General features: G+C 72.5%; 23 protein-coding genes. 16 read left to right on the top strand and 7 right to left on the bottom strand.

Annotated features, from left to right (window positions below):
- Nucleotides 1–33: 33 nt before the first annotated feature.
- On the bottom strand, nt 34–1,059 hold the full coding sequence (locus ABZS69_RS23615) for a cellulose binding domain-containing protein (RefSeq protein ID WP_355376147.1): 1,026 nt from the start codon (nt 1,057–1,059) through the stop codon (nt 34–36).
- Between the two features lie 540 nt (nt 1,060–1,599).
- On the opposite strand from ABZS69_RS23615, the gene ABZS69_RS23610 reads away from it, so the two are divergent.
- Nucleotides 1,600–2,172 carry a zinc-binding dehydrogenase gene (locus tag ABZS69_RS23610; protein ID WP_355376144.1) on the top strand — a complete coding sequence of 191 codons (573 nt, stop codon included), beginning with the start codon at nt 1,600–1,602 and terminating at the stop codon, nt 2,170–2,172.
- A gap of 388 nt (nt 2,173–2,560) precedes the next feature.
- Nucleotides 2,561–3,247 (top strand): TIGR00266 family protein, encoded by a 687-nt coding sequence (locus ABZS69_RS23605; protein WP_355376141.1) that lies wholly within the window; start codon nt 2,561–2,563, stop codon nt 3,245–3,247.
- A 330-nt stretch (nt 3,248–3,577) separates the two neighbouring features.
- Here the strand turns inward: ABZS69_RS23605 and ABZS69_RS23600 are convergent, their stop codons facing one another.
- Nucleotides 3,578–4,225 (bottom strand): helix-turn-helix domain-containing protein, encoded by a 648-nt coding sequence (locus tag ABZS69_RS23600; protein WP_355376138.1) that lies wholly within the window; start codon nt 4,223–4,225, stop codon nt 3,578–3,580.
- 121 nt (nt 4,226–4,346) lie between these two features.
- Here ABZS69_RS23600 and ABZS69_RS23595 point away from each other — a divergent pair, with 121 nt between their 5' ends.
- Entirely contained in the window at nt 4,347–5,084 is a 738-nt protein-coding gene (locus ABZS69_RS23595) for an SDR family NAD(P)-dependent oxidoreductase (RefSeq protein ID WP_355376135.1), read from the top strand.
- Nucleotides 5,085–5,268: 184 nt separating this feature from the next.
- On the opposite strand, the gene ABZS69_RS23590 is transcribed toward ABZS69_RS23595, so the two are convergent.
- Nucleotides 5,269–5,658, bottom strand: coding sequence for a WhiB family transcriptional regulator (locus tag ABZS69_RS23590; protein WP_355376132.1), 390 nt, complete (start codon nt 5,656–5,658; stop codon nt 5,269–5,271).
- On the opposite strand from ABZS69_RS23590, the gene ABZS69_RS23585 reads away from it, so the two are divergent.
- The 4 genes from ABZS69_RS23585 (at nt 5,657) to ABZS69_RS23570 (ending at nt 8,971) form a co-directional block, all read left to right on the top strand.
- Nucleotides 5,657–6,607 carry an alpha/beta hydrolase gene (locus ABZS69_RS23585; protein WP_355376129.1) on the top strand — a complete coding sequence of 317 codons (951 nt, stop codon included), beginning with the start codon at nt 5,657–5,659 and terminating at the stop codon, nt 6,605–6,607. The two genes, ABZS69_RS23590 and ABZS69_RS23585, sit on opposite strands and share 2 nt — an antisense overlap.
- A complete protein-coding gene (locus ABZS69_RS23580; RefSeq protein WP_355376126.1) occupies nt 6,604–7,329 on the top strand; it encodes an alpha/beta hydrolase in 726 nt (241 codons plus the stop codon). The genes ABZS69_RS23585 and ABZS69_RS23580 overlap by 4 nt, the downstream gene beginning before the upstream one ends.
- 3 nt (nt 7,330–7,332) lie before the next feature.
- Complete coding sequence (locus ABZS69_RS23575; protein WP_355376123.1) at nt 7,333–8,067, top strand: alpha/beta hydrolase; 735 nt, start codon at nt 7,333–7,335, stop codon at nt 8,065–8,067.
- Between the two features lie 151 nt (nt 8,068–8,218).
- Nucleotides 8,219–8,971, top strand: a complete 753-nt coding sequence (locus ABZS69_RS23570; RefSeq protein ID WP_355376121.1) for an SDR family oxidoreductase — start codon at nt 8,219–8,221, stop codon at nt 8,969–8,971.
- A 354-nt stretch (nt 8,972–9,325) separates the two neighbouring features.
- On the opposite strand, the gene ABZS69_RS23565 is transcribed toward ABZS69_RS23570, so the two are convergent.
- Nucleotides 9,326–10,090 (bottom strand): class I SAM-dependent methyltransferase, encoded by a 765-nt coding sequence (locus ABZS69_RS23565; protein WP_355376118.1) that lies wholly within the window; start codon nt 10,088–10,090, stop codon nt 9,326–9,328.
- Nucleotides 10,091–10,621: 531 nt separating this feature from the next.
- Here ABZS69_RS23565 and ABZS69_RS23560 point away from each other — a divergent pair.
- Nucleotides 10,622–11,542, top strand: coding sequence for an aminoglycoside phosphotransferase family protein (locus ABZS69_RS23560; protein ID WP_355376115.1), 921 nt, complete (start codon nt 10,622–10,624; stop codon nt 11,540–11,542).
- A gap of 84 nt (nt 11,543–11,626) precedes the next feature.
- Here the strand turns inward: ABZS69_RS23560 and ABZS69_RS23555 are convergent, their stop codons facing one another.
- Entirely contained in the window at nt 11,627–12,097 is a 471-nt protein-coding gene (locus tag ABZS69_RS23555) for a DUF6223 family protein (protein ID WP_355376112.1), read from the bottom strand.
- A 218-nt stretch (nt 12,098–12,315) separates the two neighbouring features.
- Here ABZS69_RS23555 and ABZS69_RS23550 point away from each other — a divergent pair, with 218 nt between their 5' ends.
- Nucleotides 12,316–13,431, top strand: a complete 1,116-nt coding sequence (locus ABZS69_RS23550) for a histidine kinase (protein WP_355376110.1) — start codon at nt 12,316–12,318, stop codon at nt 13,429–13,431.
- Nucleotides 13,428–14,090 (top strand): response regulator transcription factor, encoded by a 663-nt coding sequence (locus tag ABZS69_RS23545; RefSeq protein ID WP_355376107.1) that lies wholly within the window; start codon nt 13,428–13,430, stop codon nt 14,088–14,090. The genes ABZS69_RS23550 and ABZS69_RS23545 overlap by 4 nt, the downstream gene beginning before the upstream one ends.
- Before the next feature lie 24 nt (nt 14,091–14,114).
- Here ABZS69_RS23545 and ABZS69_RS23540 read toward each other — a convergent pair whose 3' ends face one another.
- Both ABZS69_RS23540 and ABZS69_RS23535 read right to left on the bottom strand, forming a co-directional pair.
- On the bottom strand, nt 14,115–14,318 hold the full coding sequence (locus tag ABZS69_RS23540) for a hypothetical protein (protein WP_355376105.1): 204 nt from the start codon (nt 14,316–14,318) through the stop codon (nt 14,115–14,117).
- A 148-nt stretch (nt 14,319–14,466) separates the two neighbouring features.
- Nucleotides 14,467–15,699, bottom strand: a complete 1,233-nt coding sequence (locus tag ABZS69_RS23535) for an alkyl sulfatase dimerization domain-containing protein (RefSeq protein WP_355376102.1) — start codon at nt 15,697–15,699, stop codon at nt 14,467–14,469.
- Nucleotides 15,700–16,028: 329 nt separating this feature from the next.
- On the opposite strand from ABZS69_RS23535, the gene ABZS69_RS23530 reads away from it, so the two are divergent.
- From ABZS69_RS23530 to ABZS69_RS23505, 6 genes are read left to right on the top strand one after another with little or no spacing between them, the layout of a single operon-like run.
- Nucleotides 16,029–21,392 carry an amino acid adenylation domain-containing protein gene (locus tag ABZS69_RS23530; RefSeq protein ID WP_355376099.1) on the top strand — a complete coding sequence of 1,788 codons (5,364 nt, stop codon included), beginning with the start codon at nt 16,029–16,031 and terminating at the stop codon, nt 21,390–21,392.
- Complete coding sequence (locus tag ABZS69_RS23525) at nt 21,389–22,951, top strand: AMP-binding protein (RefSeq protein ID WP_355376097.1); 1,563 nt, start codon at nt 21,389–21,391, stop codon at nt 22,949–22,951. The genes ABZS69_RS23530 and ABZS69_RS23525 overlap by 4 nt, the downstream gene beginning before the upstream one ends.
- Nucleotides 22,948–24,456 (top strand): condensation domain-containing protein, encoded by a 1,509-nt coding sequence (locus ABZS69_RS23520; RefSeq protein WP_355376094.1) that lies wholly within the window; start codon nt 22,948–22,950, stop codon nt 24,454–24,456. The genes ABZS69_RS23525 and ABZS69_RS23520 overlap by 4 nt, the downstream gene beginning before the upstream one ends.
- Complete coding sequence (locus ABZS69_RS23515; RefSeq protein WP_355376091.1) at nt 24,450–24,689, top strand: phosphopantetheine-binding protein; 240 nt, start codon at nt 24,450–24,452, stop codon at nt 24,687–24,689. The genes ABZS69_RS23520 and ABZS69_RS23515 overlap by 7 nt, the downstream gene beginning before the upstream one ends.
- The gene (locus ABZS69_RS23510; RefSeq protein WP_355376088.1) at nt 24,686–25,978 is read left to right on the top strand and encodes a condensation domain-containing protein; all 1,293 of its coding nucleotides are present in this window, start codon (nt 24,686–24,688) and stop codon (nt 25,976–25,978) included. Before ABZS69_RS23515 ends, ABZS69_RS23510 begins: the two co-directional genes overlap by 4 nt.
- Entirely contained in the window at nt 25,975–26,151 is a 177-nt protein-coding gene (locus tag ABZS69_RS23505; RefSeq protein WP_355376085.1) for an MbtH family NRPS accessory protein, read from the top strand. Before ABZS69_RS23510 ends, ABZS69_RS23505 begins: the two co-directional genes overlap by 4 nt.
- Nucleotides 26,152–26,157: the final 6 nt, after the last annotated feature.

Here is a 26,157-nt window from a genome sequence, read left to right as displayed (position 1 = left end):
CGGTAACGTGTTTCGAATTCATGACGGACGTCGTCAGGGACTGGAACAGCCGACAGCGGCGGGCGCGGTGGCGCCGTTGCCGGTGGCGACGTACCCGAACGTCGTGGTGCCGGCGGCGGCGAGGCTGCCGTTGTAGGAGGCGTTGCGAACGCTGATCGCGCCGCCGGTGCCGGTGGCCACGCCGCCCCACAGGTTGGTGACGGCCTGCCCCGCGGCCAGGGTCATGCGCACCGTCCACCCGTTGAGCGACGTCGACCCGCTGTTGCGTACGGTCACCTCCGCCTGGAAGCCGCCGCTCCAGGTGTTGACCGTCCGATAGGTCGCGCCGCAGGCGCCGTCCTGCCCCGGAGGCGTCGGGGTCGGCGTGGGGGTGCCTTCCAGGCTGCCGGGCACCGAGCGGAGGGCGTTGTACCAGACGTTCGCCATCTTGCTGTAGCCGCCGGCGTTGGGGTGGACGCCGTCCGCGAGGTCCGCGGTGGTCAGGGCGCTGTACATGTCGACCAGGTGGACATGGCGGCCGGCCGCGGCCCTGGACTGCACGATTCCGGGGATCGCCGAGTTGTAGCCCCTGACGGTCGGGTCGGCGCCGTTGAGGGGGATGATCGTGGCCACGAACACCTCGGCGTCGGGCGCGTTGCCGGTGATGTGGTCGATGAGCGTGGCCAGCCTGATGGAGGCGCCGTTCGGGTTCTGGTACATGTCGTTGGTGCCGATGTGCAGCAGGATCGTGCGCGGCTGGTACGTGCGCAGCCAGGTCACGATGTTGGCGTCGATCTGGTCGATGCGCCATCCGGAGTGGCCTTCGTGGTCGTGGTCACCCAGGCTCGACGGCCCGTTGAACAGGGACCCGACGAAGTCGACCCGATAGCCGGCGGCCACGAGCTTCTGCCACAGGTCGATGCGATAGCCCCCTGCCACGGTGAACCCGTCGGTGATCGAGTCGCCGAGCGGCATCACCCGTACGCCGCCGTTCGACTCCGCGTCGGCCGCACGCGTGACGTAGACCGTGGCCGCGACCAGCGTCAGCACGGCGACCAGGCCGCTCAGCAAACGCGTCATCCTCACCATGGACGTCTCCGTTCCCTTCTCCGCGACAAGCGCGAGCTCGGCCGCGGTCCTGTTGGCGTGCGGTTTCGAGTGCATGTGGAGCGAACCCCGTCGCATGCGCGTACGTCAATGCGCTTCCTCGCCGATCACCCGTCGCCGCGACGCTCTTCCCTGGTCGCGGAGCGCGGCCGGTCCCGGACGGGAGCTGAAAATTTCACGCCGGGGAGATCTCGAAACATTTCGGATATCAGCCTGGGTGAGGCATTTGGGCGTGCCCGGAAGGGGGCAGGGCAAGACCTCAGCAGTGCCGAAATATTTCGGGTCGATCTTGACAGCTTTCGGGGCCCTTCCCAGACTGGACCACGCGGGCAGGCCGTCGGACACCTGCTCCGGTGGTGGTGAACACAGTCCGTCGGCGCGCGATCGACATCTCGTACGGACGTCACCGCTTTGGCGCGCCTGAAGCGCGGCGGCCTGCGCCTCGCTGCCGCCGTTCCTGCCCGCCCCCGGCTCGCTTCCGGCGGTCCCGGAGCTGCCCGACCCGTTCAGGTCGTGGGACGGGACACGGCTGAGCGGCCCTTCGGAGTGGTCCTGCCGGCGGGCGCAGCTCAGCGAGCTGATCCAGTACTACGAGTACGGGCACCTGCCGCCCGCGCCCACCAGCGTCACCGGCACCCGCAACGGCAACACGCTGACCGTGACCGTGCAGGCCAACGGCCGCTCGGCCACCTTCAACGCCACCCTGCGGCTGCCCGGCGGCAACGGCCGTTCCCCGCGCTCATCCTGCTCAACCCGCTGGCGGCCAGCGCCACCGGCCGCGGGTACGCCGAGGTCCCGCTGGACGCGGTCCGCAAGGGCGGCAAGGTCGCCACCACCACCGTGGCCCCGGACGCCGACACCCTGGCCCCGGACGCCGACGCCCTGGCCGCCGCCGGGCTCACCGGAACGACCGTCTTCGCCCAGCCGGTCCGCGAGGCCACCGCGCCGCTCGCCGACCAGGCCGCCGCCGGCAGCCTGGCCGTCGACGTACACCCGGTGTTGCCGCTGGAACAGGCCACCGACGGCCTGGCCACCCTCGCCGCAGGGAGGGCCCGCGGCAAGATCGTCATCACTATCGACGCCTGAGGAAGCCCGGTGGCCGTGGTGATGGTTGTCGTTGGGTGGGTGTGAGGAAGGGCGAGCAGCTGCCGTGGATCGGCTAGGACGGCTTGCGGGAGCGGATCGAGTCATTGTTGCCGAGGGTGCGGCGGCGGACACATCATCCGGGCCGCAAGCGGCTGGATGACCGTAAGGCGTTGTGCGGGGCCGTAACCCCCGCCGTCCGCGGCCCTCGAACCCGGAGTCGCGCGGCCATGACCCACCGTCCGCAGCGACCGGCCCCGTCGTCGAAACGTCCGGCCATGCGCACGTCGGCCGTGGTCCCGGCGGGGTTCGGCTGCGCGTTGTCAACGAGTTGTGTATGGCCTGTCCGGCAGAGTCGCCCCGAAGCAAGACGATCGAGAGGGAGGGACGCATGAAGACCGAGATCCGGCACCCTGGTTCGTTCGCGGTCGCGCGCTGCCATCTGGACGGCGGGGAGACGCTGCGCGTCGAGGCGGGCGCGATGTTCGCGACGAGCGCGGGGGTCCAGCTCCAGGCCAAGATGGAGGGCGGTCTGCTGCGCGGGCTGGCGCGTTCGGCGCTGGGCGGGGAGTCGCTGTTCACCACGCGCTACACCGCTCCGGACGGTGGCGGCTGGGTGGATGTGGCGCATCACCTGCCAGGCGATGTCCAATCCGCCGAGGTACGAAGCGGCACCGCGCTCCTGCTGACCAGAGGATCATGGATCGCGTCCAGCGAGAGCGTGGAGATCGTCACCAAGTGGGGTGGCATGTCGAACCTCATCGGCAGCGAGGGCGGCTTCCTCATCAAGGCGCAGGGCGACGGCGCCGTCGTGCTCGGCTGCTACGGCGCGATGGACGTGATCGAGCTGGCGGACGGGCAGCAGATCGTGGTGGACTCGGGCCATCTGGTCGCCTACGACGAGACGGTCAAGAGCAAGCTGCGCCGGGCGGTCGAAGGCAAGACGATCCAGTCGCTCAAGTCGGGCGAGGGCTTGGTCTTCGAGTTCACCGGACCGGGCAGGATCATGACGCAGACCAGGAACCCCGGGGCTTTGATCCTCCACCTGACGGAAGTGCTCCCCTTCGAGCGCGCCTGACCTCGCGAGCAGGTGCCCCGCCTGGGCACCTGCTCGCCGCGTGTCGGCGCAAGAGGAGCCCGACCCCGGCGTCCAGCAACGGCCCCCGGTCCGAATGCCCATGGCGAGTGGCGCCTCGGCCCGCACACCCATGGCGGTCAGCACCCGCACCCCGTGGACCTTGGCGGGGGCACGCAGGCGTCGCCCCACGGCGCGGACTGCCGATCCCGACCCCTCCCCGCACCACCGGAGCGCTACCCCGATGCCGGGTGGCCGCAGATGCGGGAAGTGGCGCGGCACGGGCAGGGTCGCGTGACATCTCCGCAACCCGGTGGCCGCCTGTCGCCTGGATCAAACCCCCTGATCGGGGTCCGAATCGGTCAGGGGCAGGTGGTGTGGTGGCGGGTGCGGAAGGGTTCGCCCCGTTCGGGCGGTGATGCCGTCGAGGGCCAGCTCAAGGTACCGGCGCCACGCCTGCGGCTCGACGCTCAGCAGCGGGGCCGCCGTGTGCTGGATGCCGGCCATCAGAAGGACGACGTCGGTGCCGGTGACGTCCGGGCGTACGACGCCCTGCCGGCGGGCGCGGTCGGTGAGGGTCTCCGCGACGTCGCGAAAGCGATGGATCGCGTCACGAACCTGCGGGTGCCGTACGGACGGGCGTCCGATCACCTCGCAGAACGCCCGATCCCTGACGAAGATTTCCACACCCGCGGTCATGAACTCGCGCAGCGCGAGGCCGGGATCGTCGGCCTCGACCAGCGCGGTGCCGGTGTCCATGAGCTCGTCGAGCATGGCGAGCGTGATCGCCGCCAGCAGCTCCTCCTTGGACGAGAAGTGGCGGAAGACCGTGCCCTTCCCCACCCCGGCACGCTGCGCGATCTCGCCGATGGACACATCGACTCCCCGCTCGGCGAACGTCTTGGCCGCGGCGTCCAGCAGCAGTCGACGGTTGCGCACGGCGTCACTGCGCGACGGGACAGCGGGCGTCGTTCCACTCATGCACCCCAGTCTACCTCAACATGACCGAGCGGTCCGGTTAGGTGCTAGCCTAAGGTGACCAGTTGGTCCGCTTAGGCGGGGCGGGCCGGTGGAAACCTTGAACCGCTGTGGGAGGAAAGTCATGAGCAACACGCTGGAAGGAAAGGTCGTCCTCGTCACCGGAGCGTCGTCGGGCATCGGCGAGGCCACCGCGCTGGCCCTCTCGGCGGAGGGGGCGCGGGTCGCGGTCGGGGCCCGGCGCGCCGACCGGCTGGAGTCGCTGGCGCGCAAGGCGCCCGGCGAGGTGCTGGTCCTCGAACTGGACGTGAGCGACCAGGAGTCGGTGCGGGCCGCGGTCGTGGCGACCGTCGAGCGCTTCGGCGCCCTGGACGTTCTGGTGAACAACGCGGGCGTGATGCTCAGCGGCCCGATCGCGGGCGCGGACACCACGGAATGGACGCGCATGGTCGAGACCAACCTGCTCGGCTCGATGTACGCGGTCCACGCGGCGCTGCCGCACCTGCTGGAGCGCAAGGGCACCGTCCTGCAGATCTCCTCGACCTCGGGCCGGATCGCGACGGCCGGCGGCGGCGTCTACGCCGCGACGAAGTTCGGCATCACCGCCTTCTCCGAGGCACTGCGGCAGGAGGTCACCGAACAGGGCGTACGTGTCGTGGTCATCGAGCCCGGCTTCGTCGCCACGGAGCTGGCCAGCCACATCACGGACCCCACGATCAAGGCCTTCGCCCAGAACATGGCCGCCTCCATGCGCACCCTGCAGCCCGAGGACATCGCCAACGCCGTCGTGTACGCGGTCACCCAGCCGGAGCACGTCGCGGTCAACGAGATCCTCATCCGCCCGACCGACCAGGCCCGGTAGGCGAGCGGCCGCGAGTACACCGGGGCACCGCCGGTCAGCGGTGCGACGACGGAGACCTGAGGCGGACCTCGCCCCCGGGCCGCCGACCTCGAGGCAGCACGTACCACTCTCACCGCCCAGGAGGCGCGGACAGCGCGCCCGGCCGGCGAAGGGCCGACGAACCCCGAGATCGGCGCCTAGCTCTTCACCAGCCCCACACGCCGTCGGGCTCGCCGGTGCGCAGCGCCCAGTCGAGGCAGGCCGCCTGTACGGGGCAGGCCCGGCAGATACGTCGGGCCGGCCGGGCCGGGCGTCCCAGGTGATCGGGAAGAACAGGGCGGGGTCGGCGGCGTGGGCCATCCAGCGCAGCGGTGGTCGTGGGTCGTGGTGCCGGTGAGTCCGGTGGAGGGTCATGATCGCCGCCTGGTGAACGATGGTGCGTGCTGCGGCGGCGCGGCCGCTCGGCCCCTATGACCGGACGACCGCGCGGGTTGTGACAGGAACGTGGGCCGGTGCTGTCACAGATCCCGATGGCTGCCTTGTCTAAGCGGAGACCGCTCCGAACGGAGAGGCGGAGAAACGGAGAACTTCGCATGAGCAAGTACGTTTTGGAACCGGCGGCCCAGAAACTCGCCGAGGCCACCTCCAAGCCCCCGTTCCTGTATGAACTGGGGCCCGACGGCGCCCGCAAGGTGCTGGACGACCTGCAGGCGGCCCCGATCGACAAGCCTGACGTGGACGAGAAGTGGATCACGGTCGGTGACGTGCGGGCACGGATCGTCAAGCCGGCGGGCGCGGCAGGCGGGCTGCCGGTCGTGCTCTATGTGCACGGCGGCGGCTGGGTCCTCGGCAACGCCGGCACCCACGACCGGCTGGTACGCGAGCTCGCCGTCGGTGCGGGCGCCGCGGTGGTGTTCGTCGAGTACGACCGTTCGCCCGAAGCGCGTTACCCGGTGGCGATCGAGCAGGCGTACGCCACCGCCCAGTGGATCACCCGGAGCGGCGCGGACGAGGGGCTGGACGCCTCCCGGCTGGCGGTGGCCGGTGACTCGGTCGGCGGGAACATGACCGCCGCGCTGACCATCCTGGCCAAGCGGCGCGGCGACGTGCGGTTCGTGCACCAGTCGCTGTACTACCCGGTCACCGACGCCGGTCAGGACACCGACAGCTACCGCGAGTTCGCCGACGGCCCGTACCTGACCGCGAACGCCATGGCCTGGTTCTGGGACGCGTACACCACCGACCCGGCCCAGCGCGCGGAGATCACCGCCTCACCGCTGCGCGCCACTCTGGAGGACCTGGCCGGGCTGCCGCCCGCGTTCGTGATCGTCGACGAGAACGACGTGCTGCGTGACGAGGGCGAGGCGTATGCCCGCCGCCTCACCGAGGCCGGGGTGCCGACCACGAGCGTTCGCTACAACGGCACGCTGCACGACTTCATGATGCTCAACCCCGTCCGCGGCACCGACGCCGCGAGCGCCGCCGTCGCCCAGGCCATCGAGGTACTCAAAGCGGCCCTGAACACCGGAAAGGCACACGCATGAGCACCACGGAGCAGCCCGTCATCGTCCTGGTCCACGGCGCCTTCGCCGAGTCGGCCAGCTGGAACCGCGTCATCCAGCGCCTGCACGGCAGTCAACTGACGGCTGTCGCGGTGGCCAATCCGCTGCGCGGCGTGGAGGGCGACGCCGCCTACCTGCGCGACGTGATCGCCGGGCTGGGCCGTCCGGTCGTGCTGGTCGGCCACTCCTACGGCGGGATGGTGATCACTCAGGCGGCGGCCGGCAACCCGGCCGTCCAGGCGCTGGTGTACGTCGCCGCGTTCGCGCCCGAGCCGGGGGAGAGCGCGTTGCTGCTGTCGGGCAAGTTCGAGGGCAGCACCCTGGGCGGCGCGCTGGTCGCCTATCCGGTGGCCTCGGGCGGCAATGAGTTCCGTATCGCCGAGGACCGGTTCCATCACCAGTTCTGCGCCGATCTGGACGCCGGGGAGGCCGCGCTGATGGCGGCGACCCAGCGGCCGGTGACCGAGCGGGCGCTGAGCGACGGGCTGACGGGCGGCGAGGCGGCCTGGCGGAGCACGCCGTCCTGGTTCGTCCACGGCGACGGCGACCTGAACATCCCGGCGCAGGCGCTGCGGTTCATGGCCGAACGGGCCGGCTCGCGCGGCACCCGCGAGGTCGCGGGCGCCTCGCACGCCCTCGCGGCCTCCCAGCCGGACGCGGTGACCGCGGCCATCCTCGACGCCGTCGCCCACGGGCGGGGCTGAGCCATGCCCGCGATCCTGATCCACGGCGTCCCCGACACCCACCGCGTCTGGGCGGGCGTTCGCCGGCACCTGACGCGTACGGACGTGGAGGCCTGGGACCTGCCGGGGTTCGGCGCTCCGAGGCCGGACGGCTTCGGCAGTACCAAGGAGGAGTACGCCGACTGGCTGATCAGCCGCCTGGAGGAGGTCGGCGAGCCGGTCGATCTGGTCGGCCACGACTGGGGCTGCATCCTCACCGCCCGCGTCGCGTCCCTGCGCCCCGACCTGGTACGCACCTGGGCCGGCGGCGACGGCCCGATCAGCGCCCGGTACGTGTGGCATCCGCTGGCCAAGGTCTGGCAGGACCCGGTCGAGGGGGACCGCTTCATGGCCGAGCTGACCGAGGACGGCTTCGCACGCGATCTGGTCAACGGCTTCGAGGTCCCCGCCGACCTGGCCAAGGAGATGGTGCGGCACATGGACGCGCCGATGAAGGACAGCATCCTCAGGCTCTACCGCTCCGCGGTGCGGATGGGCAGCGAGTGGGAACCTGACCTGGGGAAGATGACCGCGCCCGGCCTCGTGTTCTGGGGTTCACGCGACCCGGCGTGTCCGGTCGGGTTCGCCGACGAGCTGGGCCGGGCCATCCGGGCGAAGCACGTGCTCAAGCTCGACAGCAACCACTGGCCGGTGCTGCAGCGGCCCGCGGAGGTCGCCGCCGCCCTCGAAGGGCACTGGCAGCGCCACGAACGCGGCTGAACCGGCGGCGCGGGCCGTTCTCGGGCGGCCCGCGCCTGTGCTCTCCGCGAAAGAATTTCGCGGAGCTTGTCACAGGTACGAAGGCTGTTCGGTCTTAGCTGTCGACCGGTCGGCGATCGAACGCCCCGGCAGACAGGAAGAAGGGTTCGTCATGAAGATCGTGGTGATCGGTGGAACCGGCCTGATCGGGTCGAAGCTGGTGGCCAAGCTGGGGGAGCACGGCCACGAGGCGGTGGCGGCGGCGCCGAACACCGGGGTCAACACCCTCACCGGAGAAGGACTGGCCGAGGCGCTGGCGGGCGCGCAGGTGGTGGTGGACGTGTCGAACTCGCCGTCGTTCGAGCGGGCCGCGGTGATGGAGTTCTTCCAGACCTCCACGGGCAATCTGCTGGCCGCGGAGGCGGCGGCCGGTGTCGGCCATCACGTCGCGCTGTCGGTGGTGGGCACCGAGCGGATGCCGGAGAACGGGTACTTCGCGGCGAAGATCGCCCAGGAGCAGCTGATCGAGAAGTCGGGGGTCCCGTTCTCGCTGGTGCACGCGACGCAGTTCTTCGAGTTCGCCCGCGCGATCGCGGACGAGGCGACGGACGGCGACACGGTGCGGATCGCGCCGGTGCTGTTCCAGCCCATGGCGGGCGAGGAGGTCGCGCAGGCGGTGGGCCGGGTGGCGGTCGGCTCGCCGCTGAACGGCCGGGTCGAGGTGGGCGGGCCCGAGCAGTCCCGGATGGACGAGTTCTTCCGCGACGCGCTGGCCGCCTGGGGCGATTCGCGCACGGTGGTCGCCGACCCGCAGGCGACCTACTTCGGCAGCGTGCCGGGGGAGCGGACGCTGGTGCCCGGCGAGGACGCCAGGCTCGGCACGATCCGCTACCGCGACTGGCTCGCGCAGAACGCGGCCAAGTAAGGAGTCCGCAGGCCCGTACGAGGTCGCCCAGCCCAAGCACCCCCCGCGCCCGTCCTGAGCGCGGCCGACTGCCGAGGCATGACGGCGGCGGCCGGCGAACGACGCAGGCACTGTCGAGCCGACGCCGCCTGAGGGTTCGACTCCCCGACCAGCCCTCATCCTGGCGCACCGTGCCGCCCGCCCATCTCCCGCCAGACCCCCACGCGGCTGATCCACGCGGTCGGTCGGGCGCCGCCGGAGCCCGCGGCTGACCGGGACGCCCGGACGCGTCACCCGTGCCCTGCGCGTACCGCCGGCGCTGCCGCATCCGGCCCGCAGCAGCGCCGGCGGCTCAACCGGGCACAGGTGACCCGGCTAGCGGCGCGCGATCAGCAGCAGCCGCGAGCTGCCGAGCCCGAAAGGAGTGCCGTCGGGATCCGCGTACATCTCGATGTGGGCGAACCCCGCATCCCTCGCCATCCGGGCCGTTTCAGCCGCAGTGTAGACGTGCTGCACCGAGGTGCCGTGGTGTTCCTCCTCCCCGCGGCGGAAGGTGAACGAGGTGAGCAAGCGGCCGTTGAGGGCGTCGTAGCTGTTGCTCGCCTCGACGGTGACGCCGCCCGCGGACATGGGCAGGTCGTCCTCCTCCAACTGCGGCAGCAGCGCCTCCGCCACCGCGCCGTAGTCGACGACGAGGAAGCCGCCCGGGACGATCGCCGCGTACAGGCCGGCGAACAGGGCGCGGTTGGCGTCGTGGCCGAGGTAGCCGAAGCTGTTGCCCATGCAGACGGCGGCGTCGGCGGTCAGCCGCGCGGGCAGGTGGTGCATGTCGGCCTCGCGCAGGTCGAGCGTCAGTCGCTCGGCCGCGGCGGCCCGGCCGGCGAAGGCCAGGGCCTCCGCCGAGATGTCCAGGCCGGTGACGTGGTATCCGCGGCGGGCGAGCGCGAGGCTGTGCCGGCCGCTCCCGCAGGGGACGTCCAGCACGCGGGCCCCGGGTCGAAGACCGCCGACGCGGATGACGAAGTCGATCTCGGCCTTGGTGGTCTCAGGCGGGACGGCCGCCCGCCAGAAGGCGTTGGGCAGCTCGGTGAAGAAGTCCGCGTACCAGGACGCGGAAGGGTGAGCGGAATCTGATGACATTTGAATGTGCTCCAAGGCGATCCGGATGCGCGCGAGCGCGCACCGTACAGGGAGGGTCCTCAAGGACCCGACGGTCAGGGAAGACCGGGGTGGAGCAAGACCGCTACCTGCCCCGGTCGCACCGGGCGGCAGTCATGGCATCGCCTTTTCGCAGCTAGGGGCGCGTCTGGCCCGTAGGAACGGATCGGTATCAGCGTAATCGCTCGACAGCAGGCCGTCCAGGAACCCCCGGCGGCGGGCCGCGCTCGCCGCAGGGCTGCGCGAGGCCGGGGGTGCGCGAGGCCGGGGGTGCGCGAGGCCGGGGGTGCCGGCGCGGGCCGGAGCGCGGAACACGGGCTGAGCGGCGCGGCCCGAGACGCGGAATACGGGCTGAGCGGCGCGGTCCGGGTCTCGTTCGCCGCGGACGTCCCGGCGTCAGATGAGCGGATAGGGTGTGGACATGCTTTGACGCCTGCCCGGCAGCCGGGCACCTCCGTTACCTCCTTCGTTCGTCGCAGATCGACCTTGGACCCACGAAGGAGATGTCTTTTCATGCACACGTCGACCTCCATCGACGTTCCTGACGCGTTCGCCGCGTCTTACGGCGCGCACGGCGCGGAGGCGCGCGCCTGGATCGCCGACCTGCCCCGCCTCGGCGCCGAGTTTCTGGACCGCTGGGGGCTACGGCCCGACGGCCCGTCCGCGTACGGCATGGCCTCGCTGGTCCTGCCCGTGCTTCAGGCCGACGGGACCCCTGCCGTCCTCAAGCTGCAGCAGCTCCGGGAGGAGACCGCCGGCACCGCCGCGGGCCTGCTGGCCTGGGACGGCAACGGCATCGTGCACCTGCTCGACCATGACGACGACAGCGCCACGCAGTTGCTGGAACGCCTGGACGCGGCCCGGCCCCTGTCCTCGGTGGCTGACGACGACGTGGCCGTACGGATCCTGGCCGAGCTGATGGCCCGCCTGACCGCGCTCCCTGCCCCGGAGGGGCTGCGGCGGCTGTCCGACATCGCCGCGGCCATGCTCGACCAGGTCCCGCGGGCCGTGCCGGCGCTGCGCGACCCCGATGAACAGCGGCTGGTACGCACCTGCGCGTCCGCCGTGGCCGAACTCATCGGCGAGCCCGGCGACCGGCTGCTGCATTGGGACCTGCACTACGACAACGTCCTGGCCGGAGAGCGGGAACCCTGGCTGGCCATCGACCCTGAACCGCTGGCGGGCGACCCGGGGTTCGAGCTGCTGCCGGCGCTGGACAACCGGTGGGAGGAGGTCGAGGCCGGCGGTGACGTGACTCGCGCGGTGCTGCGCCGCTTCGACCTGCTGACCGAGGTCCTCGGCCTGGAACGGGAGCGGGCAGTCGGCTGGAGTCTCGGCCGCGTGCTGCAGAACGCGCTGTGGGACATCGAAGACGGCAAGACCGCACTCGGACCCGCCCAGGTCGCCATCGCCCTGGCGCTGCTGAGCCGCTGAGCCGGCTCGGTGCGCCGGCTCGTGAGTCAGCCCAGTGCGTCGGCTGGTGCGTTGGCTTGGTGAACGGTCGGGTGAGGGGTTCGGTCAGGTGGTGCGGCGTGAGCGGGTCATGGCCAGCCCGCCGAGGGCCATGGCGACCAGCCCCACCACCAGGGCCACGTAGCCTCCGACGATGCCGTAGCCGGTGCCGGGGCCACCCTCGGCGGCGGCCACGACCAGCCCGCCGATGACCGCGCCGGCCAGCCCCGTCACCAGGGCCACGACGGACCCGCGCCGTCCGGTCCCGGTCCCGGTCCCGGTGCCGGTGCCGGTGCCGGTGCCGGTGCCGGTGCGGCCGGCGGAGCGGGCCAGTGCGAGCCCACCGACGACCACCCCGGCCAGCCCGAGCGCCGCGGCCACCAGGGACCAGAGCCGCCCGGTGGTCAAGGCGTAGGCGCTGACGGGGTCCGGCTGGACCAGGACGTTCGCGGCCGCCGGCGTGGCAACCGCGAGAGCTCCGAGCGCGGCGGCCACAGCGGCGGTTGTGGCGGTGGCGAGCAGGTGACGGACGGACATGAGGTGCTCCTTCTCCTCCTGGGACGGGTCGTGGCCCGATGATGTCCGTCGGGCCCGCCGCAGGTCGTCGTGCATACGTGGGCAATTCGTACTGCCGCCGATGCCGTACCCGGCTACCGCCGACGCCGCAGGAGCCGGGGAGGTACCGCAGGCGCGGTAGCCGACGGTCATCCGCGGGCAGGAGTTGCACAGGCGGACATCCGGGCTAAGGTGCGCGCATGAGCACAGGACGGGCACGCCTCACGGACTGGGCGATCGCCGTCGGCGTGGCGGCGACGCTGCTGTTCAACGGGCTGTCCGGACAGCACTCCACCACCTACCTCGACCTGCTCGGCTACGCGCTGCTGGCGGCCGGCGGCCTGGCGCTGGCCGCGCGCCGCCGGGCTCCGGTCGTCGTGCTGGCCGTCACCGGTCTGTGCGCGGTGGGCTACCAGGCGGCCGGGTTCGACACGCCCGCCATCGCGTACCTGTTCGCGGTGTACGCGGCCGTACGGGCTGGACATCGCGCCATCACGGTGGCGGCGAGCGTGGTCATGCTGGCCCTGCTTCCCCTCGCGGCCCTGGCCTCGGGCCTGCACGACACGGGCCAGGCGCTCGCGCAGGCCAGAGGCGCGCTTGAGCTGGCCTGGCTGATCGCGGCCGGCGCCGCCGGCGAAGCGCTGCGCCAGGCCGAGCGGCGCGCGGAGGAAGCCGAACGCACCCGGGAGGAGACCGCGCGGCGCCGCGCCGACGAGGAACGGCTGCACATCGCGCGGGAGCTGCACGATTCGCTCACCCACCAGATCTCGATCATCAAGGTGCAGGCCGAAGTCGCCGTCCACGTGGCCCACAAGCGGGGTGAACAGGTTCCCGAGGCCCTGCTGGCGATCCAGGAGGCCGGGCGTGAGGCGACCCGGGAGCTGCGCGCGACCCTGGAGGCGCTGCGCGACGACGACACGACCCCGCCGCGTGGCCTCGACCACGTCGCGGAACTGGTGGAACGGGCTCGGACGACCGGCCTCGACGCGACGCTGACGATCGAGGGACAACGGCAGGACGTGCCGGTCGCGGTGGACCGGACCGGCTACCGGATCGTTCAGGAGTCCCTCACCAACATCGCCCGGCACGCCGCCGCCGCGACGGCGTCCGTCCGGATCGACTACCGTCCCGACACCCTCGCGATACGCATCGATGACGACGGCAAGGCCACGCCGGACGCCGTCCCGGTGCCCGGCGTCGGGCTGCTCGGAATGCGCGAACGGGTCACCGCCCTCGGCGGTCACCTGCGGGCGGCACCACGCGACGAGGGCGGCTTCACCGTCCAGGCCGAACTCCCCGTGGACCGAACGTCATGATCCGGGTCCTGCTGGTCGACGACCAGCCGCTCATCCGCAGCGGGTTCCGCGCGCTCCTCGACCTCGAGGACGACATCGAGGTGGTGGCCGAGGCCGCCGACGGGGAGCAGGGCCTGGCCCTGGTCAGGGAGCACCTGCCCGACGTCGCGCTCATCGACATCCAGATGCCGGTCGCCGACGGCATCGAGGCGACCCGGCGCATCGCCGCGGACCCGGCCCTGGCCGGGGTGCACGTCGTCATCCTGACCAACTACGGCCTGGACGAATACGTCTTCAACGCGCTGCGCGCCGGTGCCGCCGGATTCCTCGTCAAGGACATCGTCCCGGAGGACTTCCTGCACGCCGTACGCGTCGCCGCGCGCGGTGACGCCCTGCTCGCACCGTCGATCACCCGCAAGCTGATCAACCGGTACGTCACCCAACCGCTCCGCACCGGCACCGGTACGGGGCTGAAGGAGCTGACCAGCCGCGAACGCGAGGCCGTCGCCCTGGTCGCGCAGGGCCTGTCCAACGACCAGATCGCCGAGCGCATGGTGATCAGCTCACTGACCGCGAAAACCCACGTCAATCGGGCCATGGCCAAGCTCGACGCCCGCGACCGCGCGCAACTCGTGGTCTTCGCCTACGAATCCGGCCTGGTGGTCCCGCGCAACGCCTGACTTCGGCCACCGGGTGTGCGCTGTCTACGACTTCGACAGCGGCTGCTCCGACCAGGGCGGGGTCGGCCGCACGCGGGTGACCCCGCCCTGGCCCCGCCGGCCGGAGCACCCGAGCGCCCGTTCGGCGTTGAGCGGGACCCGCAGCTCCGTTTCGCTGACCCGCCCCGGTTTGCGGGTGCAGGCCGTTCCCATACGGGCCGGGGCGTCTTCAGCCCGCCAGAGGCGCACCCGCCGACGATCGCCCGCCCGCCGGAGCGCCGAAGTCGCGCGTCGCCCCGCCCCACCGGGCTCAGCTCGCCCTGCCCACCGGGCTCAGCCCGTCCCGTCCGTCGGCGGAGAGGGGTCCGAGCGGCCGCCGGTGAAGGCAGGGTGGCTCTCAGGAGCGCTGTCTGGACTCCGCCGCCGCCCAGGTGAAAATGCCCTTCGCCATGAGAGACAGCTCGCCGGCCGCTCTGGCGGAGAAGACCTCCGCGCGTACGCGGTGCACCCCCGCGTCGTCCGGCGCCGCCAGGGCGGCCATTTCCGCCAGATGCCCGGCCAGCCGCTCGTCGCCTTCGGAAAGGGCCTTGAGCGCCGCGTCCGCGAGGGTCTGGGCCCCGCCCGCCAGTTCCGCGACCGATTTCGCCAGCACCGCGTCGGGAGCGGGCTTCAGATGGGCCGGATTGCCGTCGTACCAGCCGCCGTAAAGGCGCCACAGGTTGCGTACGACGAATTCCGGCTCGTCGTACCGCGCCCGCAGATAGGGCCGGTCGGCGAGACCCTCCGGCGGCTTCACGGAATGGACGATCTCGTCGAGCCGCGCGCCCGCGTTGAGCAGTTCCAGGGTCTGCGTGATGAGCGATTCCAGCCATTCGGCGGTTTCCAGCAACGCCTGCCGGATGCGGTCGCGGCCGAAGACCGGGGCGCCGTGGCCGGGGAGCAGGATCTCGGCGTCCATGGCGGCCATCCGGTGCAACGCGTGCACCCATTCCCGGGGATAGCGCTGCACCTTCTGCGGGTTGCCGCAGTTCGGCGTCACCCAGATGAACAGGTCGCCGGTCAGCAGCAGCTTGTGCTCGCGAACGTAGCCGATGGTCGCGTCGTCGGTCTCGCCCTTGGCGTGCACGAGGTCGAACGTGAGCCCGCCGCGCCGCACGGTCAGCGCGTCGGTGTAGGTCACGTCCGGGTGGCGGTAGTCGGTGGGCCAGCGGAGCCCGGGCGCCTGGAACTGTCGCTGGTTGATCACCGAGTTATAGCCATTTGTCAGCACATAACGCTCAAACCGTTCAACAATCGCTTTATGGGCATAAATCGTGGCAGGCGGCCCCGATTCCTCGAACGGCCCCGTCCCCGAGACGTGGTCGACATGCCCGTGCGAGTAGAACGCGGTCGTCAGCGGCGCCCGCGTCCAGGCCCGTACGTCCTCATACAATTTCGCCGCCGAGAACGCGCTGCCGGTGTCGAACAGCACCAGCTCACCCTCGGTCTCGAACGCGGTCACGTTGCCGAATCCCGGCCACCAGCCGAGACCGTCGGCGATCGGCTGAATTCCCGTGCCCTGCGCGCCCGCGTCCACGACGCTGTCGTCCGATTCGCCGCGCCACACGCGGTCGGCGTACTCGATAATCATAGGCCCAAGCCTGCTTCTAGAACCTCATTCTAGGCAAGAGATCAAACCTGGGAAATGAGGGTGGGAGCGCTCCCAGATAGATGACGAACAGCTTTCCGAGCTGTCAAGAACGCGAAAGACGGAGCACCCCAAAACCAGGGGGCGACGTGCACGCATCGCGAATTGTGCTTGTTAGGTGACAATAAGCAGCCGGAAATGCGGATCTAGCCCTTGACCTCGTAAGGGTCGAAACCTAGCCTCCCTCGTGGGAGCGTTCCCACGGCCTCTGCAGGCTTCGCCGTCATGGCTACAGCACATCCGCGTCATCGCCGCGGAGAGGAGAAAGACGCGTGACCAGAAGCTCCCTCACACCCGCCAAGCAGGCTCTGCTGGAGCGCCGGCTTCGAGCGCGCGCCGCCAAGGTCAGCGTTCCCCGCCGCGACCCCGGCACCGCGCCGCCGCCGTCGGCCATGCAGGAGCGGCTGTGGTTCCTTGAGCAGTACGCCCCCGGCACGGCCGCCTACACCGTGCCGTTCGCGGTCCGGCTGACCGGCGAACTCGACGAGAACGCCCTGGCCAGGGCGCTCACCGAGCTCACGCGGCGGCACGAGAGCCTGCGCACCATCCTGGTCACCACCCCCGACGGCCGCCCGGAGGCGGTGGTCGCCGAGGAGCCGGTCGTGGAGTTCCGCGTCACCGACGACCCAGGCGAGATCGACGGCGAGCTGACCCGGCCGTTCGACCTGGCCCGCCCGCCGCTGCTGCGCGCCCTGCTGGTGCGCTCGGCCCCCGGCGAACACGTGCTGCTGCTCACCATGCACCACGCGATCACCGACGGCTGGTCGTGCGACATCCTGTTCCAGGAGCTGCTGGCGCTGCACGCGGGCCGGGAGCTGCCGCCGGTGGAGCTGCAGTTCGGCGACTACGCGCACTGGCAGCGCGGCCGGACCTTCGACGACGACGTGCGCCACTGGGTGTCCCGGCTGGACGGGGTGCCCGCCCTGGAGCTGCCGACCGACCTGCCCCGGCCCGCCGAGCAGCGCTGGACCGGCGCCGCCGTGGACGTCGTCGTGGACCCCGGACTCACCGCCTCGATCGCGGAGCTGGGCAAGGCGCACCGGGCCACGCCGTACATGACGCTGCTCGCCGCCTTCCAGGTGCTGCTCGGCCGGTTCGCCGGGCAGGACGACTTCGCGGTGGGGTCGCCGGTGTCCGGGCGGGAGCTGCCCGAGCTGGAGCCGGTCGTCGGGCCGTTCATCAACACCCTGGCCATCCGGGCCGACCTGCGCGGCGACCCGACCTTCCGCGAACTGCTCGGCCGGGTCCGCGACACCACCCTGGACGCGTTCGCGCACCAGGCGCTGCCGTTCGACCGGCTCGTCACCGAGCTGGCCGTCGAGCGGGACGTCAGCCGCACGCCGGTCTACCAGACCATGTTCGCGCTGCAGAACTATCGCGGCCGCACCCTGGACACCTCTGGCCTGGGCGCGGAGCCGTATCCGATCCCAACCGTGGCCAGCCGGTTCGACCTGGCGCTCTATCTCTTCGAGGGCGGCGGCGGGCTGCACGGGCAACTCGCGTACAGCACCGCGCTGTTCCGGGAGGACACGGCGCGGCGGCTGGCGGGATGCCTGGAGACGCTCCTGCGGGCGGCGGTCGCCGACCCCGACCGGCCGATCTCCCGGCTGCCGCTGCTCGACCCGCACGAGCGGCGGCGCGTGCTGGCCCTCGGGGTCGCCGAACCGGCGCCGCCCGCCGGGATCCGGCTGCTGCACGAGGTCGTCGCCGGGCAGGATCCCGGGGCGGTCGCGGTGGTCGCGGGGGAGGTCTCGCTCACGTACGGCGAGCTCGGTGCCCGCGCCGATCGGCTGGCCCGGCGGCTGCGGGCGCTCGGCGCCGGACCCGGGGAACGGGTGGCGGTGTGCCTGGAGCAGTCGGCCGGACTGGCCGTGGCGGTGCTCGGCGTGCTCAAGTCAGGGGCCGCGTACCTGCCGCTGGATCCGGAGCATCCGGGCGAGCGGCTGGCGTACGTGCTGGAGGACGCCGGGGTGCGGATCGCGGTGACCGACGCGCCCTCCAGGGGGCGGTTGCCCGGCGGGCTGCTCACGGTCGGCATCGACGAGCCGGGCGGCGACGAGGCGCCGGTCCCTCAGGACGTGACCCCCGACGACCTGGCCTATGTCATCTACACCTCCGGCACCACCGGCAGGCCCAAGGGCGTCGAGATCCAGCACCGGCAGGCGCTCGTCTACCTCGCGGGCCTGCGCGAGCGGCTGGAGATCGAACCCGGCGGGGCGTACGCGCTGCCGCAGGCTCTGGCCTTCGACTTCGGGGTGACGGTGTTCTACGCGTGCCTGATGACCAGCGGCACGCTGCACATCATCCCGTCGCGCACCGCAGGGCACGAGCTGGCCGAGTACGTCCGGGACGCGGGCATCGACTACCTCAAGATCACTCCGTCCCATCTGGCCGCGTTGCAGGCCGACGTGCTGCCGCGCAAGCTGCTGATCCTCGGCGGCGAGGCGGCGCCGCGCGACTGGGCCGAGGAGCTGGCCGCGTCCGGGCGCTGCCGGGTCGTCAACCACTACGGCCCGACCGAGGCGACAGTGGGCGTCACCACCTACGCGGTCGAGGGCGCCGGCGGCACGACCACGACGCTGCCCATCGGCAGGCCCCTGCCGGGGGCGCGGGCGTACGTGCTGGACGAGCGGCTGGAGCCGGTGCCGATCGGCGTCGCAGGGGAGCTCTACCTCGGCGGGGACCGGCTGGCCAGGGGATATCTCGACCGTCCCGCCCTGACCGCGGAACGCTTCCTGCCCGACCCGTACGGTCCGCCAGGCGCTCGCATGTACCGCACCGGCGACCAGGCCCGTCACCTTCCCGACGGGAACCTGGAGTTCCTCGGCCGCCGCGACCTGCAGGTGAAGATCCGCGGCTACCGGGTGGAGCTGGCCGAGGTCGAGTCGGTGCTCGGCCGTCATCCCGGGGTGACGTCGGCGATCGCCGACCTGCGCGGCGGCCTGCTGGTGGCGTACCTGGCAGCTGATCCCGAGGTCCGGCCGGAGGCCGCCGAGGTGCGGGCGTGGCTGGCCGAGCGGCTGCCCGACTACATGATCCCCGCCAGGTACGTGTGGCTGGACGAGCCGCCGCCGCTGAAGTCGCACGGCAAGGTGGATCGCGGCGCCCTGCCCGACCCGGCGCCGGAGACGACCGGCCGGTTCGAGCCGCTGCGGACCCCCGCCGAACAGACGGTCGCCGAGGTGTGGAGCGAGTTGCTCGGCGTCACCGAGGTCGGCGCCACGGACGACTTCTTCGAGCTCGGCGGGCATTCCCTGCTGGCCATGCGGGTGGTGGCCCGGCTCAGGCAGGAGGCGCCGGAGCGCGGCGTCACCGTGCTCGACCTGTTCAAGCACCGCACCGTGCGGGCGCTGGCCGCGCTGCTGGAGTCGGGCGGCGGGGGCCCGCGCCGCCTGCTGCACCGGCTCACCCCCGCCAGGACGGCCACCTCGACGCTGGTCTGCGCGCCGTACGGGGGCGGCAGCGCGGTCATCTACCAGCCGCTCGCGGACGTGCTGCCGGCCGACTGGGCGCTGTACTCGATCGCCGTGCCCGGCCACGAACTTGGCGAGGAGGCCCGGCCGCTGGACGAGGTCGCCGACGGGTGCGTGCGAGAGATCCTCGACGACATCGAGGGCCCCGTCACCCTGTACGGCCACTGCGGCCTCGGCGTGATGCTGGCCGCGGAGATCGCCCGCCGGCTGGAGGACGCCGGGCGCGAGGTCGAGGCGGTGTACCTCGGCGGCGTCTTCCCCTTCGCCCGCCCCCGCGGCCGCCTCGCGCGCCTGACCGGGCTCATGGAGCGCATCCGCGGCGACCAGGCGTGGATCGACGACCTGCGCTCCGCCGGCCTGGACGTGGAGGAGGTCGGCCGCGACCAGCTCGACCTCATGGTCCGCAACCGGCGGCGCGGCACCCGGCAAGCGGAGCGGTACTTCACCCGCATGTTCGAGGATTCCACGGCGGGGCCGGACGGGGCCCCGCTGCGGGCGCCGGTCATCGCGCTGGCCGGCGAGCGCGACCCGGCGATGGAGTTCTACCAGGAGCGGTACCGCGAGTGGCACGTGCTGTCGAAGCTGACGGCCCTGGTCGTGCTGGATGAGGCTGGGCACTTTTTCCTGAAATATCGGGCGGAGGAACTCGCGGCCATCGTGACCGGCACGCACCTCGCCATCGCCGAGGGCCACGCCGAGCGGCTGGCGCGTACAGCAAGGTCGACGTGGTGGCTGGAGGGCGTGTCCTCCACAGCCACGCCGGACAGCGCCGCGGACACGCCGCACGGCTCCGCGGCGGCGCCGGACAGCTCCGAGGCCCGCCGGGTGCGGCCGGGTATGGGACGGTTCGCGCTGGTCGCGGCCGGGCAGCTGGTCTCGATCGTGGGGTCGGCGCTGACCGAGTTCGCCGTGCCGCTGTGGATCTACACGACCACCGGCTCGCTGGCGGACTTCGCGCTGTTCGCGGTGCTCGGCCTGCTGCCGGGCATGCTGGTCGCCCCGCTGGCCGGGGCCATCGTGGACCGGTACGACCGGCGCGCGGTGATGCTCGCGGGGGACGTCACCGCGGGCGGCGTGCAGCTGATCCTCGGGGTGCTGCTGTGGACCGGCAACCTGGCGATCTGGCACATCTACCCGCTGCTCGCGCTGCTGTCGGTCGCGCTGACCTTCCAGCGGTTCGCGTACGCCTCGGCGATCCCGCAGCTCGTCCCCAAACGGTTCCTGGGCCACGCCAACGGCGTCGTGCAGCTCGTCACCGGCACGGCCCAGGTGGTGGTGCCGCTGCTGGCGGTCGGGCTGATGGCGGTCGTCGGGCTGGAGGGGATCCTGGCCGTCGACGTGCTGTCGTACGTGTTCGCGATCGCGGTCGTGCTGGCGGTCCGCTTCCCCCGGAGCATGGCGTGGCGGCGGCGCGAGACGGTCATGGCGGAGATCGCCGGCGGCTGGCGGCTGACCTGGGGGAACCGGGGCTTCCGCGGGATGCTGGTGTTCTTCGCCGTCCTGAACGTGTTCCTGTCGCCGCTGTTCCTGATGATCTCGCCGCTGGTGTTGTCGTTCGCGACGCTGCAGGACGTCGGGAGGGTGTCGCTGGCGGGCGGGGTCGGCGTGCTGGCCGGCGGGCTGCTGATGGCCGTGTGGGGCGGGCCGAGCCGGCGGCGGCTGCGCGGGGTGCTGCTGTTCACGCTCGCGCTGGCGGTGTTCTGCGTGGTCGTCGGCGTACGGGCGGATCTGGTGGCGATCGCCGCGGGGGCGTTCGGGATGTCGCTGTGCCTGACGCTGCTCAACGGGGTGTACGCGACGATCATCCAGGTCAAGGTGCCGCAGCGGTTCCACGGGCGGGTCATCGCGCTCAACACGCTCGTCGCCTGGTCCACGCTGCCGATCGGGTTCGGGCTGGTGGCGCCGTACGGGACGGCGGTGTTCGAGCCGCTGATGGCGCCGGACGGGCCGCTGGCCGCGACGGCGGGCGCGCTGCTCGGGACGGGGGACGGGCGCGGGATCGGGCTGATGTACGTGGCCTTCGGGCTGGCCATCGCGCTGATCGCGGTCTCCGCCCTGCGGGTGCGGGTGCTGGCGCGCTTCGACAGCGAGGTGCCCGACGCGCTGCCCGACGATCTGGTCGGTGTCCAGGAGCTGCGGCGGCGAGCCGGGGGAGAGTCATGATCGTTCCGGAGTTGCTGGCAAGGCGGGCGGCGGAGGAGCCCGAGCGGGTCGCGCTGGAGGTCGCAGGGGGCGCGACGCTGACGTTCGCGCAATGGCGGGCGCGGGCGGACGCGCTGGCGCGCGGGCTGGTCCGGCGCGGGGTGCAGCGGGGCGACCGGATCGGGCTGCTGTTCGGGGCCGAGAGCTGGACCGACTTCGCCGTGGCCTACTGCGCCGCGCAGCTGGCCGGCGGGGTGGCCGTGCCGATCTCCGACCGGCTCGCCCCGGCCGAGGTGGCGTACATGCTGGAACACTGCTCGGCGACCGGCGTGCTGCACGCGGGCAAAGGGCCGGCCGTCCCGCCCGCGAGCGGCGTGCTGCACGCGGGCAAGGGGCCGGTCGTCCCGCCGGACGGCGCGTACTGGAGCGCCGTGCCGGACGAGCTGGAGCCCGGTTCGCGGGAGCCCGAGCCGCCGGAGCCGGGGGATCTGGCGCAGATCCTCTACACCTCCGGCACCACGGGCCGGCCCAAGGCGGTGGCGGCCACCCACGTCAACCTCACCTACGGCAGCGCCACCCGGGCCAACCGCCGCAGGTTCGGGCATTCGCGGCTCCTGCTGCACGCGTTCCCGATCGGCACCAACGCCGGCCAGGCCATGCTGCTCAACGCGCTGGACGCGCGGCCGGCGGTGCTCACCCTGGCGCGGTTCACCCCGGGCAGGTTCGCCAGGCTGATCGAGTCGCGGCGGGTGGGAACCGTGTTCCTGGTGCCCGCGATGGCCCTCGAACTGCTCAACGCCGGGCTGCACGAACGGCACGACTTCTCCGGCGTGGTCCTGCTCGGCTCGGCGGCCTCGGCGCTGCCGGCGGCGCTGTGCGCGCGGCTGGCGGCGGCCTTCCCCAAGGCGACCGTGACGAACTACTACACCTCGACCGAGGCGGCGCCCGCCCAGACCGTCATGATCTACGACCCGACGCGGCCCGCCGCCCTGGGCCGGCCGGCGCTCGGCAGCGGCCTGAGGGTCACCGGTCCCGACGGCGCGCAGTTGGCGGCCGGGGAGACGGGGGAGATCTGGCTGCGCTCTCCCGCCGCGGCGCGCTCGTACTACCGGGACGAGCAGGCCAGCGCGCACACCTTCCGCGACGGATGGGTGCGGATGGGCGATGTGGGCTACCTCGACGCGGACGGCTACCTCTATCTCGTCGACCGGGAGAGCGACGTCGTCAAGTCCGGGGCGTTCAAGGTGTCGACCGTGCAGGTGGAGTCGGCGCTGCACGAGCACCCTGACGTGGCCGAGGCGGCGGTCGCCGGCGTGCCGCACCCCGTGCTGGGCACCGTGCTGGCCGCCGCCGTCGTGCCCCGCTCGCGGGCGCCGCGCGTGACGGAGCTGCGGGCCTTCCTCCTGACCCGGCTGGCCGCGCACGAGCTGCCGGCACAAGTGATCTTCGTGGACCGCCTGCCCAGGAACCACTCGGGCAAGGTCGTCAAGTCCGACCTGCGCGACCTGCTGAAGCAGGCGGACTCCGTGATGGAAACGGGCCCCAAGGTGGGCGCTGTGGAGAAAGAAGGCGGGAGATGACCGGATCGTGGCCGGCCTCCCCTGCGCAGCAGGGGATGTGGCTCACCGAGCGGGCCGGAGTCGCCGGGCGGGCCTTTCACATGCCGCTGGCCGTGTGGCTGGACGGGCCGCTCGACGTGGAGGCCCTGCGGGAGGCGTGTGCGGAGGTGGCGCGCAGGCATCCCGTGCTGGGCGGCGTGCTCGCCGAGGACGGTGGTGAGCTGCGGGTGCTCGCCCGCGCGGTGCCGCCGATGCGCGACGGCGGCGACCTTCCCGAGGTGCTGGCCGGGCCGGTCGATCCGGTCGAAGGGCCCGCCGCGCTGTTCACGCTGATCCGGGAGGACGCCAAGCGGCACGTGCTGCTGTTCCAGGCCCATCACGCGGTGTTCGACGGGGAGTCCAAGGACATCCTGCTGCGGGATCTGGCCGCCCGGTACGGGGGCGCCGCGCCCGCGCCGCTGGGGGCGGTGTACCCGGAGGTGGCGGTGCGGCAGCGGGCCAGGCTGGCGGACGCGCTGCCGGCCGCGCAGGGGTACTGGGCGGCCCGGTGGCAGGAGCAGCGGGAGCTGTGCCTGCCCGGCCTGAGCGGGGTGTCCGTGGCGGCGGCGCCCGGCTCCGCCCTCGACTTCGTCGTCGAGGACCTCGCCGGGCTCGCCGAGCGGCTGGAGGTCACCCGGTTCGAGGCGGTGCTGGCCGCGTTCGTCGCGCTGCTGCACGCGTACGGCAACGCGCGGCCCGCCGTCGGCGTCGACCTGTCGACGCGGACCGAGCTGAGCCGGGACCACGTGGGAGCCTTCGTCAACGAGCTGCCCGTGATCGGGGCGCCCGAGGCAGGCACGTTCGGCGAGTTCGCCCGGAGCCTGCGGGTCGAGCTGCGGCGGTTGTACCGGCATCGCGAGGTCCCGCTGGCCAGGGCCGTGGACGGGATCGGCCCGCGCGCCGCGCTCACCCCCGTGTCGCTCAGCTACCGGCGGCGGCCGGAGACGAGCCCGCTCTTCCCGGGGCTGGGCGCGTCGGTGGAGTGGATGATGTTCAACGGCTGGGTGCGCAACACGCTCCACCTGCAGATCGTCGACGACCAGGCGGGCACGGCGGCGCGGCTGCAGTACAACCCGGCGCTCCTCGACCGGGCGGGGGCCGAGCGGATCCGGCAGGACCTCGCCGCGCTGCTGGCGGCGGTCGCCGCGGATCCGGAGGCGCCGCTGGACCGGCTGCCGCTGCCCGGTCCCGTTCCGGCGGCGTCCGTCACGGCCGGTGGCGGCCCCGGCGCCGTCGAGGACGGGCCGGTGCCCGCCGACCTCGTACGGGAGATCCAGGCGATCTTCGCCAAGGAGCTCGAACTGGACGACGTGGAAGCCGACGACGACCTGTTCGACCTCGGCGGCCACTCCCTCACGATCACCCAGATCATGGCCAGGGCCAGGGAGCGGTTCGGCGTGGAGCTCTCCTTCGAGGTGTTCATCGACGACGCCACCGCGACGCGCGTCGCGGCGGAGGTCGCCCGCCTGCGGGAGCAGGCATGCTGAGGGAGCGCGTGGCCGCGCTGGTGGCCCGGGCCAGCGACGGCGCGCTCACCACGGCGGAGGTGCTGGCGGCCGACTGCTCGCTGACGGCGCTCGGCCTCACCTCGCTGGGCTACATCCGGCTGATCGACGCGATCGAGGAGGCGTTCGGCTTCGACATCGAGTTCGACGGCAGCCTCGACACCCTCGACGGGCTGGTCGGCCACCTGTCCCGGCTGGCGGGCCGCCCGTCATGATCGTGCCGGCCGAGTTCAGCGGCGCCAGGTCCGGCCAGGGACCGCTCACCTGGGGCCAGCGGGCGATCTGGCGGCTCACCGAATGGCTGCCGCCCGGCGACCCCTACTTCAACATGCCCTGGGCCCTGCCGGTGCACGGCAAGCCCGACCTGCCGGCCGTCCTCGCCGCCCTGTCGCGGCTGATCGGACGGCACGAGAGCCTGCGCACGAACTGGCTCGCCGGGCCGCGGGCCCAGGGCGGCATGGTGCAGCGGGTCGCGGGGGAGGGGCGGCTGACGGTCGAGCTGGTCGACGCCGCCGGGGCCCGGCCCAGGACGCTGGCCGGCGAGATCGCCGCCGAGCTCGCCGGCAAGGGCTTCGACTACGCGAACGAGCTGCCCGTACGCTGCTCCGTCGTCCTGGACGGCGGCCGTCCGCGCGCGGTGGCGTTCGCGTTCACGCACCTGGCCGTGGACGGGCTGGCGCTCGACGTCATCGCCGGCGAGTGGCCGCGGCTGCTGTCCGGTGAGCCGCTGCCGCCGGCCGTGCCCCAGCCGCTCGACCTGGCCGCCGAGGAACGCTCCCCCGAGGGCGCGGCGCGCGGCGAGCGGGCGCTCAGATACTGGCGGGCGGCGCTGGAACGGATGCCGCGCCCGCTGTTCGCCGCGCCGCCGGGAGTGCCCGAGGAGCCCAGGTTCGTCAAGCTCGGCATGGAGTCGGCCGCGCTCGGCGCGGCGGCCACCCGGCTGGCCGTGCGCTGGGGGGTGAGCACCAGCAGCGTGCTGCTCGGGGCGTACGCGGCGCTGCTGTCCCGGCTGACCGGCCGCGGCACGGTCGCGCTGCAGCTCATCGTGGGCAACCGGCACGATCCCCGGCTCGCGCCCATGGTGGCCACCCTCGTCCAGGACGGGATCCTCGTCCTGGACGTGGCCCCGGGCGCGCCGCTCGCCGAGGTGGTGCGGGCCGCGCACCGGGGGGTGCTGGCGTCGTACCGGCACGCCCGCTACGACCCGGCCGCCCAGCGGGCGCTGATCGGGGAGACCGGGCCGCCGCCCACCGCCTACTTCAACGACGTCCGGGTCGCCGTGGGCTGGCCCAACCTCCCGCTGCGCCCGCCCGCGGGCCCCGGCCGGATCTTCCCGGTGGGGGCCTGGCCGGAGGTGGACGCCGAGGTGTTCTGCACCGTCGGGCCCGCCACCCACACCTGCCGCCTGGACCTGCTCGCCGACACCGCCCTCCTGCCCCGGGAGGCGATCGAGGCGACGCTGCGCGAGGTCGAGACGCTACTGGTCAGCGAGGAGAACACGTGAGTGCTGAGACGCGGGTGGTCGTCAACCACGAGGAGCAGTACTCCATCTGGGCCGCCGATCGCGAGCTGCCGCCCGGCTGGTCGGAGGCCGGGTTCGCGGGCACCCGGGAGGAGTGCCTGGCGCACATCGAGACCGTCTGGACGGACATGCGCCCGCTCAGCCTGCGAGACTGAAAGGCG

The sequence above is a fragment of the Nonomuraea sp. NPDC005650 genome (assembly GCF_040605375.1).
GTDB lineage: Bacteria > Actinomycetota > Actinomycetes > Streptosporangiales > Streptosporangiaceae > Nonomuraea.
The sequence above is the reverse complement of the archived record's forward strand: the minus strand, read 5'-3'. Positions and strand labels throughout refer to the sequence as shown.

Bases quoted from the DNA above. Each gene is read 5' to 3' on its own strand.
- ABZS69_RS23615 (WP_355376147.1), bottom strand. From the start codon at position 1,059: ATGACGCGTTTGCTGAGCGGCCTGGTCGCCGTGCTGACGCTGGTCGCG.
- ABZS69_RS23510 (WP_355376088.1), top strand. From the start codon at position 24,686: ATGATCGTGCCGGCCGAGTTCAGCGGCGCCAGGTCCGGCCAGGGACCG.
- ABZS69_RS23605 (WP_355376141.1), top strand. From the start codon at position 2,561: ATGAAGACCGAGATCCGGCACCCTGGTTCGTTCGCGGTCGCGCGCTGC.
- ABZS69_RS23535 (WP_355376102.1), bottom strand. From the start codon at position 15,699: ATGATTATCGAGTACGCCGACCGCGTGTGGCGCGGCGAATCGGACGAC.
- ABZS69_RS23595 (WP_355376135.1), top strand. From the start codon at position 4,347: ATGAGCAACACGCTGGAAGGAAAGGTCGTCCTCGTCACCGGAGCGTCG.
- ABZS69_RS23580 (WP_355376126.1), top strand. From the start codon at position 6,604: ATGAGCACCACGGAGCAGCCCGTCATCGTCCTGGTCCACGGCGCCTTC.
- ABZS69_RS23575 (WP_355376123.1), top strand. From the start codon at position 7,333: ATGCCCGCGATCCTGATCCACGGCGTCCCCGACACCCACCGCGTCTGG.
- ABZS69_RS23545 (WP_355376107.1), top strand. From the start codon at position 13,428: ATGATCCGGGTCCTGCTGGTCGACGACCAGCCGCTCATCCGCAGCGGG.
- ABZS69_RS23570 (WP_355376121.1), top strand. From the start codon at position 8,219: ATGAAGATCGTGGTGATCGGTGGAACCGGCCTGATCGGGTCGAAGCTG.
- ABZS69_RS23555 (WP_355376112.1), bottom strand. From the start codon at position 12,097: ATGTCCGTCCGTCACCTGCTCGCCACCGCCACAACCGCCGCTGTGGCC.
- ABZS69_RS23590 (WP_355376132.1), bottom strand. From the start codon at position 5,658: ATGCGAAGTTCTCCGTTTCTCCGCCTCTCCGTTCGGAGCGGTCTCCGC.
- ABZS69_RS23565 (WP_355376118.1), bottom strand. From the start codon at position 10,090: ATGTCATCAGATTCCGCTCACCCTTCCGCGTCCTGGTACGCGGACTTC.
- ABZS69_RS23550 (WP_355376110.1), top strand. From the start codon at position 12,316: ATGAGCACAGGACGGGCACGCCTCACGGACTGGGCGATCGCCGTCGGC.
- ABZS69_RS23525 (WP_355376097.1), top strand. From the start codon at position 21,389: ATGATCGTTCCGGAGTTGCTGGCAAGGCGGGCGGCGGAGGAGCCCGAG.
- ABZS69_RS23560 (WP_355376115.1), top strand. From the start codon at position 10,622: ATGCACACGTCGACCTCCATCGACGTTCCTGACGCGTTCGCCGCGTCT.
- ABZS69_RS23515 (WP_355376091.1), top strand. From the start codon at position 24,450: ATGCTGAGGGAGCGCGTGGCCGCGCTGGTGGCCCGGGCCAGCGACGGC.
- ABZS69_RS23520 (WP_355376094.1), top strand. From the start codon at position 22,948: ATGACCGGATCGTGGCCGGCCTCCCCTGCGCAGCAGGGGATGTGGCTC.
- ABZS69_RS23585 (WP_355376129.1), top strand. From the start codon at position 5,657: ATGAGCAAGTACGTTTTGGAACCGGCGGCCCAGAAACTCGCCGAGGCC.
- ABZS69_RS23600 (WP_355376138.1), bottom strand. From the start codon at position 4,225: ATGAGTGGAACGACGCCCGCTGTCCCGTCGCGCAGTGACGCCGTGCGC.